The following is a 15,952-nucleotide window of genomic DNA, read 5'->3' on the forward strand; positions in this document are numbered from 1 at the left end:
TCCATGGGCGGCGAACAAATATGAGGTTCTGAAATGGCTGACTGGTCCGCCGCCCAATATCTGAAGTTCGAGGACGAGCGCACGCGGCCCGCGCGGGACCTGGCAGCACAAGTCCCGGTCGATTTCCCGCGCCGCGTCGTCGATATCGGCTGCGGTCCGGGCAACTCGACGGAGCTGCTGGTCGAGCGCTGGCCGGATGCGGAGGTCAGCGGCTTCGACACCTCACCCGACATGATCGAGAAGGCGAAGGCGCGGCTGCCCAACGTGAATTTCGCTCTAGCCGATGCTTCCGCATGGCAGCCGGCACAGCCCGTCGACGTGATCTTCGCAAACGCGGTCTTTCAATGGCTGCCGGAGCATCCGGCGGTGTTCCAGCGGCTGATCGGGCTGCTCGCGCCGGGCGGCGCCTTGGCCATCCAGATGCCTGATAATCTTGGCGAACCCTCGCATCGGTTGATGCGCGACACCGCGGCCGAGATGCCGTTCTCGGCCAAGCTCAGGAGTGCCGCCCGCGCGCCGCTGCCCGCGGTTTCCTTCTACTACGATCTTCTGTCGCCGCTCGCCGATCGCGTGGATATCTGGCACACGATCTACAATCATCCGTTGGCCAATGCCGAAGCGATCGTCGAATGGGTCAAGGCGACGGGGCTGAAGCCGTTCCTCGATCCGCTCGACGCGGACGAGAGAAAGACATTCCTCGAAAGCTACACCGCAAAGATCGCAAAGGCCTATCCGAAGACGGCGAACGGCAAGGTGCTGCTGCGCTTCCCGCGCATCTTCATCATTGCCAAGCGGGCCTGACCGTTTCCGGTCAACTCATCGCGATAGCCGGAACTGCGATTTAGGCTGGCATAAACCGGCCAAATGCGACAAGGGTAGCGCGCTCCGGCACAAAGGCCGTGCCTCGGACGGATTGGACATGCATCGCGTCATCATCAGCGGCATCGGCGCCGAAATCCCCGAGCCTGTCATCACCAATGAAGAGCTGGTCGAAAGCTTCAACAGCTGGGTCGACACTGAGAATGCGCGCCGCGCCGTCACAGGCGAGACGCTGCTGCAGAAGTCGAACAGCGACTTCATCGTCCATGCCTCGGGCGTGCAGACCCGCCATGTAATCGAACGCGAAGGCATCCTCGATCCGACCCGCATGGCGCCGCGCATTCCGGCCCGGCCGGACGACGTACTGTCGCTGCAGGCGGAGTTCGGCATCGCTTCGGCCAAAAAAGCCATCGCCCATGCCGGCGTGGAAGGCTCGGACATCGATCTGGTGATCTGCTCGGCCTCGCATCATCAGCGGCCTTATCCGGCGATCGCCATCGAGATGCAGCAGGCCCTGGGCACCAAGGGCGCCGGCTTCGACATGGGGCTCGGCTGCTCTTCCGCCGCGGCGGCGCTGCACATCGCGGTCAACCTTGTCAGGGCAGGGGCGCACAAGCGCATCCTGGTGTCGACGCCCGAAATCATCACCGGCCATCTCAACTTCCGCGACCGACAGACGCATTTCATCTTCGGCGACGCCTCGGTCGCCATGATCGTCGAAGGGCTCGACCAGGGCGAGAAGCGGCCGGGACGCTTCGAGGTGCTCGACACGCGCACTTGGACGCAAATGTCGAACAACATCCGCACCAATCTCGGCTACCACACCCGCACTGCCCAGGACGATCCCTACCAGATCAAACTCGAGGGCAATCTGATCAAGCAGGTCGGCAACAAGGTGTTCAAGGAAGTCACGGTCGCGGGCCACAAGTTCATCGTCGAGTTCCTGGCCGAGCATGGTCTGACGCCGCAAGGCATCCGCCGCTTCTGGCTGCATCAGGCCAATGCGCGCATGAATGCGATGATCCTGAAACTCGCCTTCGGCCACGATGTCGACCACGACCGCGCGCCGATGGTGCTGGAACGCCTCGGCAACACGGCGGGCGCCGGCGCCATCGTGGCACTCTCCGAAAATCATGCGGACATGAAGGCCGGCGATTTCGGCCTGCTCTGCGCCTTCGGCGCCGGCTATTCCATCGGCGGCGCGCTGCTGAGGATGTTGTAAACCGGCTCAGGCGGGGACGAACGGCACAAGCATCGGCACGCGCCTGGCATAGTCGTCATATGCGGGGCCGAGCTCGCCGCGCAGGAAGCTCTCTTCCAGCCTGGCCTTGACGACGATGCCGACGAGCAGCAGGGCAGTGCCGGCAACACCCCAGACAGTGCCCTTGGCTGCCATGGTAGCGAGGATCGACACCAGCAGGCCGGTGTAGATCGGGTGGCGGACCAGCCGATAGGGACCGGTGTCGACCACGCGGTGATCGGCTTTGGCGGTGACGGTGCCCGACCACAGCCGACCGAGATGCAAGCGCGCCCACCAGGCGAAAGCGATGCCGATCGCGATCAGGGCGACGCAGATCCAGCCCTCGGCAAGCGTCGGCGTCCACAGCCGCAATCGGCCGACATAGCCGTGCGCCGGCGCGAACAGCAGAAAGGTGCCGGCCAGCCAGAGAACCCGGTAACGGGCCTCAGCCTTGAAGTCCGCGCGCTTTTGCGCTGGATCGGCCCACGCGGCGGCCAGCACCCAAGACACCACCCAGGCCAACCAGAGCGCGGCGATCGCATGTTGAACCTGCATGATCTGAACCCTCCCAAGTTCGCGCCGCCATTTACGCCGCCGGCGCGGCGGCAATGCGGCGGAACGTGAAAGCGTGCGGCGTCTTCAGGTAAGAAAGTCGTGATCGCCATCAAGCGCTGTGATCGGATCATCAGCGCTTTCGACTGGACCGAGTAGCCGAGCGTCTCTAGACCAACGCTATGCAGGAAACGAACCTAGAGCTTTTTCCGTCGGCGGAGCCGACGGCCGACATCGTCGCCGGCCGCAAGCTGACAGCATTGGCAGCGGCACTCTATGCCGCGCCGTCCGATCATTTCGAGACAAGGCCAGTGGACGAATTGCGCCTTGGCTTCGACGGGATCGAGGGTGACTTCCATGCCGGCGCGACGCGGCGCTCCGGCGGGCGCGAGCCCTGGTACCCGCGCGGCACCGAAATGCGCAACGAGCGGCAATTGTCGCTCGTCGCCGCAAATGAGCTCGCCATCGTCGCCCACCGCATGGGCCTCGAGGAGATCAAGGCGGAATGGATCGGCGCCAACCTGATGATCGAAGGCCTGCCGCATCTTTCGATGCTGCCGGCGGGGTCGCTGTTGTTCTTCAAGGGCGGCGTGACGATCAAGATCGACGGCCAGAACAAGCCCTGCCGGGTCGCCGGGCAATCGATCGCCGAACATGTCAACGCGGCGGATCGCGACGCGACGGCCTTGCTGTTTCCGAAGACGGCGAAGAGGCTGCGCGGTCTGGTCGCCTGGGTCGAAAAACCCGGCATCATCAGGACCGGCGAAGAGATTTCGGTGCGGGTGCCGGAGCAGTGGATCTATCGCGCGTGATCGGGCTTCGGCTTTGGATATCGCCGGTTCAAGTCTCGCTCTGAGTGAACTGTTGGAGTGGCTTTGGTCGTCATCCGTAGCGCACCGCGCTCGACCAGGCCGGATCCTCGTGCTTTTGCCAGTAGAGGCGCATCAGACGCTCAGTGATCGCCCCGACCTTGCCATAGGCAACCGGAGCACCGTCGATCATCGTGACGGGCATGATGCCGCCGGCCGTCGAGGTGATGAAGACTTCGTCGGCTGACTTGAGCGCGGCCACGCTGACATCCGCGGCAACCGCGGACAGTCGCGCCTCGGCGCACAGGTCAAACACGGTGCGGCGCGTTATGCCGGGCAGCACGCCGACGGCGGGCGTGGTCAATTTGCCTGCCCTGACACAGAACACGTTGAAGCCTGGACCTTCGGCGAGGTTGCCGTTGAAGTCGAGGACCAGCGCGGTGTCGGCGCCGCGGTCATAAGCGTCGTAGAGCCCGCGCACCAGGTCCAGCCAATGGTAGTTCTTGATCGAGGGATCGATCGAGGCAGGTGGGATACGGACCTTGTCGCTGATCGCGACGTGGAGGCCGCTTCGCAACTGTTCGGCATTGGCGACCGAGCCGAAGGGGACGGCGAAAGCCATGAACCGGTTGATCGCCTGACGCGGATCGCGGCTGAAGGTCGGCGAGGCACCGCGCGTGCACAGCATCTCGACATAGGCGGCGCGATGGCCGGACAGCGCGACGCAATTGTGCAGGATTTCGGCAACGCCGTCGCGGTCGAACGGGATGGTCATGCGAAGCTTTTCCAGCCCGCCGAAGAAACGGTCGAGATGCAGATCGAGACGGAAAAAGCGGCCGTCCCAGACATGGACCGTGTCGTAAGTGGCGTCGGAATGCAGAAAGCCCCAGTCCAGCACCGACACCTTTGCCTGCGACATCGGCAGATATTGTCCATCGAGGTAAGCGACGCCGTTGGGATAGGCATGCGGATCGAGATGACGCTCTGACAGAACGGGTAGTGGCGCGGCAGGCGCGGGGGCGGCTTGGCTCATTTCGCTCCTTCTTCGTCGTTGTGGAAAGGCAGGCTAGCGTCCCGCTTCGAATGAAGTAAGAGCCAGGCCAACGGCGCTGTCTAGCCTAGCCTGTGCTTTACTCGTCCTCGTCATCCTCTTCCAGCAGCCGCGTCGCGCGCCAGCGGGTCAGCACCTCATTGGTCTCGTCGATGACAAAGAAGCGTGCCGAGTCGCGGTCATAGCCTTCGGCCAGCAGTTTGTCATAGTCGGTATGGGTGTGGCGGACATGCGCGATGGTTGCCAGCCACACCGCGATCGTCGGCGGCAAGCTCTTCATATGCACGGCTCCGGCATCGGCGCGGATTTTTTCCATGTCGGAATAGGGGGCGAGCGGCAAGAGCGCGGTGAGCGCCTTGGCAATCGCGCGGCGGCGGCCGGTCGGCGCGCTCATTTCTCCTCGCGTCCGGCAATGGCCGCCTCAGGGAAGGCATCGGTCGACGCATAGTAGGGCTTGATGTCGACGACCGGCGTGCCGTCGAGCACGTCGATGGCGTCGATCTCGATCCGGCCTTCCTCGATATCGAGCGCGACGAGCTTCGCGATGTGCAGGCCGACAGGGTTCGGCCGGGCAGGGGAGCGCAGCGAGAAAACGCCTTTCGGTTCAGCCGCATGGCGCGGTTTCTGCACAATCAGATTCCGTGGGGCATGATCGAGCCAGGACAGGATGACGATGTGGCTGGCGCGATCGAGGTTCTGCAGCCCCCGGCGGTAGGGCTTGTCGATCAGGATGGCCGCAGTCCGGCCGGTCTCGCGGGCGGCGCGCATGTTCTTGGGACAATCCTCGCGGCTCGTCCAAGGCGAGGCGATCCGGCCGATGAAGACGACATGGCCGTCCGGCGGCAGATCGGCCGGGTCGTTTTCCAAGAGCGTCTCGTCCTCGCGTCTCTCGAACATCGTTCAATCAATCCGCGGACGCATGGCCTGCAATGCGCGGATCATGGCTGCGCCATTTTCTTGTCAGGGAGCGACATAGCGCTTGCCAGGCTTTCAAATTCGACATAAACATATCTTTATATCTTTCAGCGAGAACCTTTCGTGCATGTCACGCTCGACACGATGGTAGATACATTGAAGGCGGCTGCCGAATCCAGCCGCCTGCGCATTCTGGTGCTGCTGTCGCGCGGGGATCTCACGGTCTCCGACCTTACCGAAATCCTTGGCCAGTCGCAGCCGCGCGTCTCACGGCATCTGAAGTTGCTGCTCGATGCCGGGCTGATCGGCCGCTACCAGGAAGGGTCCTGGGCCTTTTTCAGGCTGTCGGACACAGACAGCTCGCGCGATTTCGTTCAGGGCCTGGTCTCGGGCGTGCGCGAGGCCGACCCGCAGGTGGTGCGCGACCTGGAGCGGCTGGCCGCTGTCAAGCGCAAGCGGCAGGACCGGGCCGCGGAGTATTTTTCGGAGAACGCCGCCAGCTGGGATCGCATCCGCTCGCTGCATGTGCCGGATCGCGCGGTGGAAGCGGCACTGCTCAAGCTTGTCGGCAAACGGCCGTTCCAGTCGATGCTCGACCTCGGCACCGGCACGGGCAGGCTGCTGGAAATCTTCGCGCCGCTCTACCGGCGCGGCGTCGGCATCGACATGTCGCGCGAGATGCTGACCGTGGCGCGCGCCAATCTCGACAAAGCCGGCGTCGCCAATGCGCAGGTGCGCCAGGGTGACATCTTTTCGCCGCCGGTCGAGCGCAACGCCTTCGATCTCGTCACCATCCACCAGGTGCTGCACTATCTCGACGATCCGGCCCGCGCCATCGGCGAGGCCGCGAGGCTGCTGCGTCCGTCCGGCAGGCTGGTGATCGTCGATTTCGCGCCTCACAATCTGGAGTTCCTGCGCGACCAGCACGCGCATATGCGGCTCGGCTTTTCCGACCGGCAGATCGCCGACTGGTTCGAGGAGGCAGGGCTTGACCTCGAAGAGAGCCAGGAGTTCGAGCCGCGCGGCCAGGCCGAGGCGAGACTCACCGTCAAGCTCTGGTTGGGTCGCGATCGCCGCCTGCTGATCGCCGATCCGTCCAACGACACACTTCCAGCAAGGGAAACAGCCTGATGAACCAGTTCCGCTTTTCCCGCCGCCCCGACATTGGCGACAAGGTCCGGGTTTCGTTCGAGTTCTTCCCGCCCAAAACGGATGAGATGGAAGCAAGGCTCTGGGACACCGTCACAAGGCTCGAGCCGCTCAAGCCGCGCTTCGTCTCGGTGACCTACGGTGCCGGCGGCTCGACCCGGGAGCGCACGGCGCGCACCGTGAAGCGCATTCTCAACGAGACGACGCTGACGCCGGCGGCGCATATGACCTGCGTCGACGCGGCCCGGCATCAGGTCGACGCCGTCATCCAGGAATTCGCCGACTTTGGCGTCACGCGTTTCGTCGCCTTGCGCGGCGATCCGGCCGCAGGTGTGGGAACCGCCTATCGTCCGCATCCCAATGGTTATGCCAACGGCGCCGAACTGGTCGGGGCGCTGAAGAGCGTCGGCGATTTCGACATCTCGGTCTCGGCCTATCCGGAAAAGCATCCGGAAAGCCCGGACTTCGCCACCGACATCGACATGCTGAAGCGCAAGGTCGACAATGGCGCGACGCGGGCGATCACCCAGTTCTTCTTCGACAACGACCTCTACGAGCGCTATGTCGAGCGCGCGCGCCGCGCCGGCATCTACATTCCGATCGTGCCGGGTATCCTGCCCGTGCACAACTTCACCCAGGTCGCCAATTTTTCCGCCCGCTGCGGCGCGCTGGTGCCGGCGTGGCTGGCCGAGCGCTTCGAAGGGCTGGAGAACGATCCGCAAACGCATGCACTGGTGGCCTCAGCGGTCGCGGCAGAGCAGGTCCATGATCTGGTCGAGCGCGGCGTCGGCGATTTCCATTTCTACACGATGAACCGTGCCGATCTGGTCTTCGCCGTCTGCCACATGATCGGCATCCGCTCGCATGAGGCGGAAGCGGCCGGCTCGGCCGCGGCCTGATCAAACTCGCCGAAAAGTGTGCAGCGGTTTTGCGAAACGACATGCATCCAAAACAATGATTGAAACGGAAAAGGCCGGGCGGAACCCGGCCTTTTCGAATCGGTTGGACTCATCCTCGGTGTTGGTCTTCCCGGCTTCGGCGGGTCAGGGAAGAACGCCCATGATAAGGGCGCCGATGAATGCAAACGCAGCACAAATCATCAATGCGTTGATTGGCCTCGTCAGTCCCATGCCATAGCCTCCTCTTAAGAGCTATGGCCGGAATCTAGAGTCATTTGGGTCACAGGCAAGCGGAAAATGTGCTGCATTGCGACGCGATTGTGGAATTTGCGACCTCGAATTTGCCGTTAGCCATTGAAACTCTTCGGCAAAAATCGATCCAAGAGTTTGTGAATAAATTATGGCGAAGCCGTGGCATGGCACCGCTACCATCGGCCGAACAGGCGCCCGTCAATGGTGATCAAGCCGACTCCGATGAGCGCCATGCCGCTCAGTTCGAAGAGCTGCAGCCGCTCGCCCAGAAACAGGAATCCCAGCAGCACGGCACTCACCGGTACGATCAAAGTGACCAGCGAGGCGTTGGTGGCGCCGGCCGCGGCAACAAGGTTGAAATAGAGGATGTAGGCAAAGGCTGTGGAGAGCAGGGCCAGCCCGAGCACCGCGGCCCAGACCGGGGGCGAGACCGAAAACAGCCCGGCCGGGCCGTAGGCAATCAGCACGACGGGGATCATGATGATGGTCGATGCGGTCAGTTGCCCGGTGGCGATGACCGGCGAAGGCACCCCCTTGAAGCGGCGCGCGATCATCAGGGCAATTGCGTAGGACACCGAGGCGCCGATCAGCGCGAACTTGGCCCAGGCCGGCTCGCCGAGGCCAGCAGCCAAACCAGGACCGATCATGACAGCTGTTCCTGCAACGCCGAGCGAGATGCCGGCCAGCTTGTTCCAGGACAGTTTTTCGTCAGCGGTGAGCGCATTGGCGAGGAGCAGCGTCCAAAATGGCGTCGTGGCATTGAGCACAGAGGCAATACCGGCGCCGAGCTCGGTCTGGCCGGCGAAGATCAGCGAAAACGGAATGACATTGTTGGCCAACGCCAGCAGGAAGAACAGGCCGGCGTGGGGAAAGGCGAGACGGAAGGACGGGCCGCGGATCGCCAGATAGAGCTGAAGCGCGGCCGTCGCGATGGCGACGCGAAACAGCACCAGCGCCAAAGGATGGATCTCCGCCACGGCAATGCGGGCAAAGAAGAAGGAGCCGCCCCAGATCGCGCCGAGCAGCAGGAGCTGCGCCCAATCCCTGAGCGTCATCGGTCCGCGTGTCGGCGCGGCGCCAGCCGCCATCGTCATGTCGTCACCCCTCCCATGCCGATCGCTCCCTCAATCCCCGAACCAGCTCCAATCGATATACGGTTCGGTGGCAAGGGCCACCCGAAACCTGACCAGTGGTTTAGCGTGGCGCAAAGGGTGCGGACGCTCGCAGGCGAAGGCGAGACACAGAACTGTTTTCTTTGGCGTCTAGCTAGGATTAATTGTGCGCGCCGAGATCAAGGATTCGTCCATGCAGCGATTCGAAAATGCCCGCGAGGCGGCACTGGCGCTTCGTCCGGACGATCCGGTCTATTGCTTCCGCCCGCAGGTGCTTAAGGCCGATGCTTTGCAGTTCATGGGCATGTTCCCGGGCAAGACCGCCTATGCGGTCAAGACCAATGGCGAGCAGATCGTGCTGAAGACGCTGGTCGAGGCTGGCGTGAGCGCCTTCGACGTCGCCTCGCCCGGCGAGTTCGCGGCCGTGCGGGCCGTCTCGCCCGAGGCCGAAATGCTCTACATGCATCCGATCAAGGCGCAGTCGGACATCAAGCTGGCGCTGGAGAAATACGGCATCCGCGTGATTTCGCTCGATCATGAGGACGAGATCACCAAGCTGACGCGCGTGGTGCGTGCGCTCGACATCGATCCCGGCGCTCTCACCGTCTTCGTGCGCATCCAGACCAAAGGCCACGCGGCCTATGAGCTGTCGAAGAAATTCGGCGCCGGTCCCGCCAATGCGGTGGAGCTTGCCGAGCGGCTCAACCGTACCGGCTACAAGGTCGGGCTTTGCTTCCATGTCGGCAGCCAGATCGAGGACCCCGACACCTACGAGCGCGCGCTGGCCTCTGCCGACTGGGTGCGCAACCGGCTGACCTTCGACATTGCCGGGCTTGACGTGGGCGGCGGCTTTCCGGCCGAGTACGGCCACGATCCCAACCGCAAGCACATCGAGATGCCGTCGCTCGGCCAGCTCATGTCGCGGCTGGCCGGCGACCTCAAGGAATACCAGTTCGACGAGATGCCGCTGGTCGCCGAACCCGGCCGCGTGATCGTGGCGCGCTGCCTGTCGCTGATCGTGCGCGTGCTCTTGCGCAAGGGCAAAAGGCTCTACATCAATGACGGCATCTGGGCGTCGCTCTCGGATTCATGGACCGGCAAGATCACGCTGCCGGCGCGCTTCATTCCCGATCCGGCGATCCGCACGCGCAATGGCAGCGACAAGACGGTCGTGCCGTTCAAGGTTTGCGGCGCAACGTGCGATTCCGTCGACATCCTGTCGCGCCCATTCTGGCTGCCGGAAACGGTCGACACAGGCGACTGGATCGAGATCGGCCATATCGGCGCCTACTCGCTGTCACTGAGGACGCGATTCAACGGGTTCTATCCCGACACGTTCGTGGAGGTGACGACGCCGTTCGACGAGGGCGACGCGCCGCAAGGTTTCGCGAGCTTGGAGACGATGGCGGATTGAGCTCCCCCTTCTCCCCTTGTGGGGAGAAGGACAGGGCGCTACAATTTCGCCAGCAATTCCGGCGTCGGCCAACCGTCCACGGCCATGCCCAGGCGCATCTGCTCCTTGCGGATCGCTTCGCGGGTATTCGTGCCGAGGATACCGTCGACCGTGCCGACATCGTAGCCCTTGGCCTCAAGCTTGGTCTGCAGGGCCTTCATCTGGTCACCGTTGAGGCCGGGCTCGGGCGTGCGCGGGTCGAATTGCGGCGCCCCGGCCAGACGGGTCGCCAGCACCGCAGCGGTGAGCGCGTAAGTGAAGGACTGGTTCCATTCCAGATAAACGTCGAAATTGTCGTAGGTCAGGAAGGCTGGACCCTTGCGACCCATGGGCAAGGCGAGCCCGGCCTTCAGGCCGTTGTCGACGAGCGGCGTGCCGTCCGGATTGGTCACGCCCCATTGGGCCCATTGCGACAGCGGCAGCTTGTTGGTGCGGCCGGTCTGGTCCCAGGGCATGTCGTCGGGAACACGCACCTCCTCGACCCAGGGCTGGTCGCGCTTCCAGCCGCGCGACAGGATTTTGTCGGCCGTGGTCATGATCACGTCCGCCACGCTGTTCCGGAGATCGACCTTGCCGTCGCCGTCGCCGTCAACGCCGCGGGCGAGATAGTCGGTCGGCAGAATCTGCGTCTGGCCGATCTCGCCGGCCCAGGCGCCCTTGACATCGGCCGGCAGCACGCCGCGGTCGATCAAGGTCAGCAACGGCACCAATTGCGGTCGGAACAACTGAGGGCGGCGGCAGTCGTGCGCGAGGGTGACCAGCGCGTCCAGCGTGTGGAAATCGCCCTGTACGGCGCCGAAATCCGTCTCCAGTCCCCAGAACGCTGTGATGACGGCCGGCTGCACGCCGAATTCCTTGTCGGCGCGCGCGAAGACGTCGGCATATTTCTTGAGGTTGGCCGCGCCCTGCTTCAGGCGATAGGCCGAGATCATGCGGTTCGAGAATTGGGTGAAGGTCTGGGCGAACACCCCTTGAGCGCGGTCGCGCGACAGCACCTTCTCGTCGATCGCGGCATTTTCCAGCGCCTCCAGGCCAACGGCGCCGACGCCGGCTGCCTTGGCTTCCGCGGCCACGCCCTGTTTCCACGCTTCGAAATCGCCGCCGCATTCCTGCGCCGCCGCAGGCCAAGCGAAAGCGCCGACCAGCAGCGCCGCCAGGATTTCAACGCGCAATCGCATCGCTTCCCTTACGAGACCGGGGCATGATCACGGCCGGGTGCGGACGCATCATGCGTAGATTTCAAAATTCAGGAGCGCCGTGCGGCACCCCGGTGGGGTGCGCCGCTCCGCATCGCCAGCGGTTGCAACTATCACCGCCCGCCATGTCGAAAGCAGGCAAGGGGGCCGATGTCAACGGGTGTTCTGCCGCAGCCACTTGTTCCAGGCGGCTTCCGAGCCATTGAAAACATTGATGTCGGACTTGCCGGTCATGCCGGGCACGATGCCGGTTCCGGTGTACTGCCAAAAGGTGAAAGGATGGCTGCCATACTTCTGGCGCGGATGGCCGGCGACCGAGCGCAGCCAGTAAGGATAGCCGCGGAACGTCGCCAGGTTATTGTCATCGAAGAAGTCGAGCGACGTATAGATGATCGGCTTCTTGCCATAATGGCGCTCGACGATCTCGAGAAAGGTGGTCATCTCGCTGCGCACCGTCGCGGGATCAGGGCGCAGTCGGCAGGTCGGCGACTTCGGGTTCCATTCCATGTCGAGCACCGGCGGCATTGCCGACGGATCTTTCGGAACATTGGCGATGAACCAGCGCGCCTGGGTGGCGGCCGGGGTGCAGAAATAGAAGAAATGATAGGCCGCGCGCGGGATTCCGACGGCCTTGGTGCGTGCCCAGTGCTCGTTGAAATAATAGTCGAAGCGATCGCCGCCCTCGGTCGCCTTGATGAAGGCGAAGGAGATGCCGCTGGCCTTGGCCGTCGGCCAGTCGACGGAGGTCTGGTATTTTGAGACGTCGGTGCCGTGGACCGCATAATTCCACGGCGCGCCGCTGTCCCATTCATGCGGTTTGGAATCTTCGAAACGGGGCGCGCGCAGGGCGACCGTCTGCGATGACGGCGCCAGCGGCGATAGATCGTCCACGGTCGAGCAGGCGCTCAACAGCGTAAGCATCAGGACGGCCGCAAGACGGCGCATGGTATCCCCCGAGCCGGGATCAGCCGGCCGCTGATGGGTCCTTCACTGATGGTGGTCGCTTCCGCGCGCCCCCTCCGGACGATCGCCCCACAGGACCGCCCAGTCTCTCCGTTCATCGCCGAACATGGTTGATAATCCATTGACGGCGCTCGACATCGACCATGATTTTGGAGAAGCAATGGCGGCAAATCGATGACATAAAGCGAACCGGAAATCCAAGGGCGGAAAGATGCGGGCTGTCGTGAAGTTCATCAAATGGCTGCTCGGCCTCATTGTGCTGGCGGTGGTCGCGCTCTTCGCCTGGCTCTACTTTGCGCCGCCCGAACTGATCCGTGTCGGCTCGGGCTATGCGGCCAAGATCGTCTGCTCCAACGTGTTCATCGCCGGCCGCGACCCGAATGAAGTGCTGGCCGTCGATGTGCAGGCGCCGGGCCATCCGCTGCTCAAGCTGATGAAGGTATCCGTCGACAAGGAAAGGGGCCTTGTTTCGGCGGGCCTGCTTTGGATGCTTGGCAAGAGCGTCGCCGTAGAGCGCGACGGGGTCGGCTGCGCGTCGGTTCCGGATGGCGACACCGGCAGGGCGCGGCAGACCTCCGTCCATATCGAGCCTTTGGCGGTGACCTCGCAGGACGCGCTCTGGCCGGAGGGCGAAAGGGTGGACGCCCTGCAAAACCCCGCGGTGACGAAGATCGTCGACGATGCCGCGATGGTCGGGACCGGCATGCGCGCGGTCGTGGTGGTGAAGAACGGCCGAATCGTCGCGGAACGCTATGGCGAGGGTTTTTCGGCCAAGACGCCGCTGCTCGGCTGGTCGATGACCAAGACGGTGAACGCCGCGATCGTCGGCACGCTGGTCAAGGACGGCAAAATGGCGCTCGACAATAAGGGCCTGTTCTCGCCGTGGAAGGCCGACGGTCGGACGGCGATCAGCCTTGCCGACATGATGGCGATGTCGAGCGGGCTGGAGTTCAACGAGGATTATGGCGACGTCGCCGACGTGACGCGCATGCTCTATCTCGAGCCGGACATGGCGGGCTTTGCCGAGGCCAAGCCGCTCGGCGGCGAGGTGGGCAAGGCATTTTCCTATTCGAGCGGTACGGCTGTCATGCTGTCGCGGCTGTGGCAGGAGGCAATCGGCGACAAGGCGAAGGCGCTGAGCTGGCCGCGCACGGCGCTGTTTGAGCCGCTCGGTATGCACAGCGCGGTGCTCGAAACCGACGAGCGAGGCACTTTCGTCGGCTCGTCCTATCTCTACGCCACGGCGCACGACTGGGCCCGCTTCGGCCAGTTTTTGCTGCAGGGCGGTGTCTGGAACGGCGCGCAGATCCTGCCCGCCGGATTCGTCGACTGGATGCGGCAGCCGGCGCCGGCCTCGAAGGTCTACGGCAACGGCCAGGTGTGGATCGAGGGTCCGGGCGATGAGGAGAATCCGGGCGCGGGCGCTGCCGCCGGCCTGCCCAAGGACACCTACTGGATGGAAGGCCATGACGGCCAGACGGTGGCCATCGTTCCGTCGGAGCAATTGGTGGTGGTGCGGCTCGGGCTGACACCTGCCAAGCTGGGCTATCGGCCGCAGACGATGGTGGCCGCGCTGGTCAAGGCCCTGCATCAGTAGGGCTTCTCTATTTTCGAGCTCCGATGACGCCGAGCCAGGCATAGCCGCGATAAAGCGTTCTGAAACGCAAGGTTGCGCCGGTCCGTTTCGACTCCGAGTCAAGGACGTCGCGCAGCGAGGCGCGCGGCGTGACATGGAATTTCCGCAGCCAGCCGCGCAGCAAGGCCCGGAACCAGTTTGGCAGACCTTCCTGCTGGCCGAAATCGACGACATGCAGCGAGCCGCCGGGTGCGAGCGCGGCAAGCGCGGCCGACACAGTCTTCTGCCAGCCGGGGATCATCGACAACGAATAGGATACGAAGACACGGTCGAAATGCCGTGCGCCGAAGAGCGCCGCGGGATCGAAATCCGTGGCGTCGCCGCGCGCCAGTTTGACCTTGTCGGAGAGACCTTCGCGAGCGATGGCCGCGTTTGCCGTCTCCAGCATCTCGGCCGAGATATCCAAACCGAAGAAGCGGGCGTCCGGATAGCCGCGGGCGGCAAGTACGATGTTGCGGCCGGTACCGCAGCCGAGCTCGAGCACGGTACCGCCTTGCGGCACGTCGAGCCCCGCTATCAGCCGGTCGCGGCCGAGCAGGTAGTATTTGCGGGTGATGTCGTAGATATGGCGCTGCCAGCGATAGACGCCGTCCATCAGTTCGGCATGGCGGACCGGCAGCTCCGTCGTGCTCATGCGGCGCGCTTCACATAGAGATGGAAGCCGCCATAGATCGCCGAACGATCCCTGGCCGAGAATTCGCGCGAGGCCTCGGCTTCGTAGCGCCACTGGTCGAGCAGGGAACTGGAGACGCGGCCCGGCAGCAGGCTGGGCTCGGCCGCGGTGCGGAAGATCACGCGCGCGCCAACCGAGGCCGTGCGGGTGATCTCGGTCCACAGATCGTTGAGCAGATCGTTGGTCATCCAGTCCTGGGCATCGAGCAGGACGAAGCGATCGACCGAGCCCGCATCCTTGCCGGCGAGGAATTTGATCAAGTTGGCATGATGGATGGCGACGCGTTCGGTGTTGGCGCGGATCGTCCTGTAGTTGCGCTGTTCCAGATAGGCGGGCAGAGCTGCCTCGCCGGGCAGCGGATAGCGGCGGGCAAAGGCCTGCCAGGCGAAATAGTTGTTCTTCAGCGGGAAATCGCAGGCGAGCTTCTCCAGCCGCGCCTTCAAGACGCTCGCCATCGAACCGTCGCCGGACGTGATCAGCGAGTCGTACTGTGCCGGCGGGATACCCAGACCGAAAAGCGAAGCCTTGCGCGATGTCGCCCAGCGCAGCAGCTTCTTGTCGAAGACCGGCGCCAGCTCCTCGTTAAAGAAACGGCGCTGCTCGCCGATGTTCTCGGCCTTCATGATGCCGGCCGGATCGACACCGAACAGTTTTGCCACACGATGGCCCATGGCGATGAAGAGGCCAAGCAGGCCGGTCTGGTAGAAGTTGCGGTCGAAAACCGCGATGCGGCGGCGGCCGCGCCAGTTCCTGCGCTCCCAGTAATGGCGGCTGACCGGGTCGAGATGCGGCGCGATGAAGCGGTCGTAAGCTTCCGAGTTGTGGCTGGTATCGGCTGCGCCGAAGAAGCGGAACAGATCGCCCTGCGAGGGCAGATGGCGCACCGCCTCCAGCTTCATGCGGTTCAGCGCGATGTGCGCGGCGTTGAGGTCGACGGCGTCGATCCGGGCGGGCGAACGGGTGAGGTAAGCCAGAATGTTGCAGCCGCCCGATGCGATTGTGACGACGCGATGGCCGGCGCCAAGCTGCATGGCGTCCATGTCGACCTCCGGGTCTTCCCAGATCTGGGGATAGACGAGGCCGGAAAACAGGAAGGCGAAAAGCCGCTCGGAAATGCCGTCCTTCGACAGGGCGCGGTTCTGGTAGACGGCTTTTCCAACCTCCTTGCCGCGTCGAAAAACGAGTTCTCCCGATACATCCGACATGGCAAGCTGATTCCCCGTTTGCATTGGC

Annotated in this window: 17 protein-coding genes; 7 read left to right on the forward strand and 10 right to left on the reverse strand. The window is 63.8% G+C overall.

Translation table 11 applies throughout. From position 1 onward, the window contains the following. Nucleotides 1–33 precede the first annotated feature (33 nt). Both tam and A9K71_RS03980 read left to right on the forward strand, forming a co-directional pair. Nucleotides 34–801, forward strand: coding sequence for a trans-aconitate 2-methyltransferase (gene tam / locus A9K71_RS03975; protein ID WP_066990656.1), 768 nt, complete (start codon nucleotides 34–36; stop codon nucleotides 799–801). A gap of 118 nt (nucleotides 802–919) precedes the next feature. Continuing rightward, entirely contained in the window at nucleotides 920–2,041 is a 1,122-nt protein-coding gene (locus A9K71_RS03980) for a beta-ketoacyl-ACP synthase III (protein ID WP_066990659.1), read from the forward strand. A gap of 6 nt (nucleotides 2,042–2,047) precedes the next feature. On the opposite strand, the gene A9K71_RS03985 is transcribed toward A9K71_RS03980, so the two are convergent. Continuing rightward, entirely contained in the window at nucleotides 2,048–2,614 is a 567-nt protein-coding gene (locus A9K71_RS03985) for an isoprenylcysteine carboxylmethyltransferase family protein (protein WP_066990664.1), read from the reverse strand. 179 nt (nucleotides 2,615–2,793) lie between these two features. Here A9K71_RS03985 and A9K71_RS03990 point away from each other — a divergent pair, with 179 nt between their 5' ends. Next, complete coding sequence (locus A9K71_RS03990) at nucleotides 2,794–3,423, forward strand: MOSC domain-containing protein (protein ID WP_066990667.1); 630 nt, start codon at nucleotides 2,794–2,796, stop codon at nucleotides 3,421–3,423. A gap of 70 nt (nucleotides 3,424–3,493) precedes the next feature. On the opposite strand, the gene A9K71_RS03995 is transcribed toward A9K71_RS03990, so the two are convergent. From A9K71_RS03995 to tsaA, 3 genes are all read right to left on the reverse strand, one after another. Continuing rightward, nucleotides 3,494–4,453, reverse strand: coding sequence for an aminotransferase class IV (locus A9K71_RS03995; RefSeq protein WP_066990670.1), 960 nt, complete (start codon nucleotides 4,451–4,453; stop codon nucleotides 3,494–3,496). A gap of 97 nt (nucleotides 4,454–4,550) precedes the next feature. Continuing rightward, a complete protein-coding gene (locus A9K71_RS04000) occupies nucleotides 4,551–4,865 on the reverse strand; it encodes a DUF2293 domain-containing protein (protein WP_066990672.1) in 315 nt (104 codons plus the stop codon). Continuing rightward, a complete protein-coding gene (gene tsaA, locus A9K71_RS04005; protein ID WP_066990675.1) occupies nucleotides 4,862–5,368 on the reverse strand; it encodes a tRNA (N6-threonylcarbamoyladenosine(37)-N6)-methyltransferase TrmO in 507 nt (168 codons plus the stop codon). The genes A9K71_RS04000 and tsaA overlap by 4 nt, the downstream gene beginning before the upstream one ends. 141 nt (nucleotides 5,369–5,509) lie before the next feature. On the opposite strand from tsaA, the gene A9K71_RS04010 reads away from it, so the two are divergent. After that, nucleotides 5,510–6,517, forward strand: coding sequence for a metalloregulator ArsR/SmtB family transcription factor (locus A9K71_RS04010; RefSeq protein WP_066990679.1), 1,008 nt, complete (start codon nucleotides 5,510–5,512; stop codon nucleotides 6,515–6,517). Then, on the forward strand, nucleotides 6,517–7,434 hold the full coding sequence (gene metF / locus A9K71_RS04015) for a methylenetetrahydrofolate reductase [NAD(P)H] (RefSeq protein WP_066990683.1): 918 nt from the start codon (nucleotides 6,517–6,519) through the stop codon (nucleotides 7,432–7,434). The genes A9K71_RS04010 and metF overlap by 1 nt, the downstream gene beginning before the upstream one ends. A gap of 425 nt (nucleotides 7,435–7,859) precedes the next feature. Here metF and A9K71_RS04020 read toward each other — a convergent pair whose 3' ends face one another. Continuing rightward, nucleotides 7,860–8,780, reverse strand: a complete 921-nt coding sequence (locus tag A9K71_RS04020) for a DMT family transporter (protein WP_066990686.1) — start codon at nucleotides 8,778–8,780, stop codon at nucleotides 7,860–7,862. Between the two features lie 211 nt (nucleotides 8,781–8,991). On the opposite strand from A9K71_RS04020, the gene A9K71_RS04025 reads away from it, so the two are divergent. Next, a complete protein-coding gene (locus A9K71_RS04025) occupies nucleotides 8,992–10,212 on the forward strand; it encodes an alanine racemase (RefSeq protein WP_066990988.1) in 1,221 nt (406 codons plus the stop codon). Between the two features lie 38 nt (nucleotides 10,213–10,250). On the opposite strand, the gene A9K71_RS04030 is transcribed toward A9K71_RS04025, so the two are convergent. The 3 genes from A9K71_RS04030 to A9K71_RS31880 all read right to left on the reverse strand — a co-directional run bounded on the left by A9K71_RS04030 (nucleotide 10,251) and on the right by A9K71_RS31880 (nucleotide 12,644). Further along, a complete protein-coding gene (locus A9K71_RS04030; protein WP_066990689.1) occupies nucleotides 10,251–11,429 on the reverse strand; it encodes a lytic murein transglycosylase in 1,179 nt (392 codons plus the stop codon). Nucleotides 11,430–11,600: 171 nt separating this feature from the next. Then, nucleotides 11,601–12,392, reverse strand: coding sequence for a GH25 family lysozyme (locus A9K71_RS04035; RefSeq protein WP_066990692.1), 792 nt, complete (start codon nucleotides 12,390–12,392; stop codon nucleotides 11,601–11,603). A gap of 42 nt (nucleotides 12,393–12,434) precedes the next feature. After that, on the reverse strand, nucleotides 12,435–12,644 hold the full coding sequence (locus A9K71_RS31880) for a hypothetical protein (protein ID WP_197504179.1): 210 nt from the start codon (nucleotides 12,642–12,644) through the stop codon (nucleotides 12,435–12,437). Here A9K71_RS31880 and A9K71_RS04040 point away from each other — a divergent pair. Next, complete coding sequence (locus A9K71_RS04040; RefSeq protein ID WP_066990695.1) at nucleotides 12,622–14,007, forward strand: serine hydrolase; 1,386 nt, start codon at nucleotides 12,622–12,624, stop codon at nucleotides 14,005–14,007. The two genes, A9K71_RS31880 and A9K71_RS04040, sit on opposite strands and share 23 nt — an antisense overlap. A 7-nt stretch (nucleotides 14,008–14,014) precedes the next feature. On the opposite strand, the gene A9K71_RS04045 is transcribed toward A9K71_RS04040, so the two are convergent. Beyond that, nucleotides 14,015–14,680 carry a class I SAM-dependent methyltransferase gene (locus A9K71_RS04045; RefSeq protein WP_066990697.1) on the reverse strand — a complete coding sequence of 222 codons (666 nt, stop codon included), beginning with the start codon at nucleotides 14,678–14,680 and terminating at the stop codon, nucleotides 14,015–14,017. Further along, nucleotides 14,677–15,924, reverse strand: a complete 1,248-nt coding sequence (locus A9K71_RS04050) for a DUF3419 family protein (protein WP_066990698.1) — start codon at nucleotides 15,922–15,924, stop codon at nucleotides 14,677–14,679. Before A9K71_RS04050 ends, A9K71_RS04045 begins: the two co-directional genes overlap by 4 nt. Nucleotides 15,925–15,952 lie beyond the last annotated feature (28 nt).

This window comes from Mesorhizobium sp. WSM3873, from assembly GCF_001672445.1.
In the GTDB taxonomy this organism is placed as follows: domain Bacteria; phylum Pseudomonadota; class Alphaproteobacteria; order Rhizobiales; family Rhizobiaceae; genus Mesorhizobium.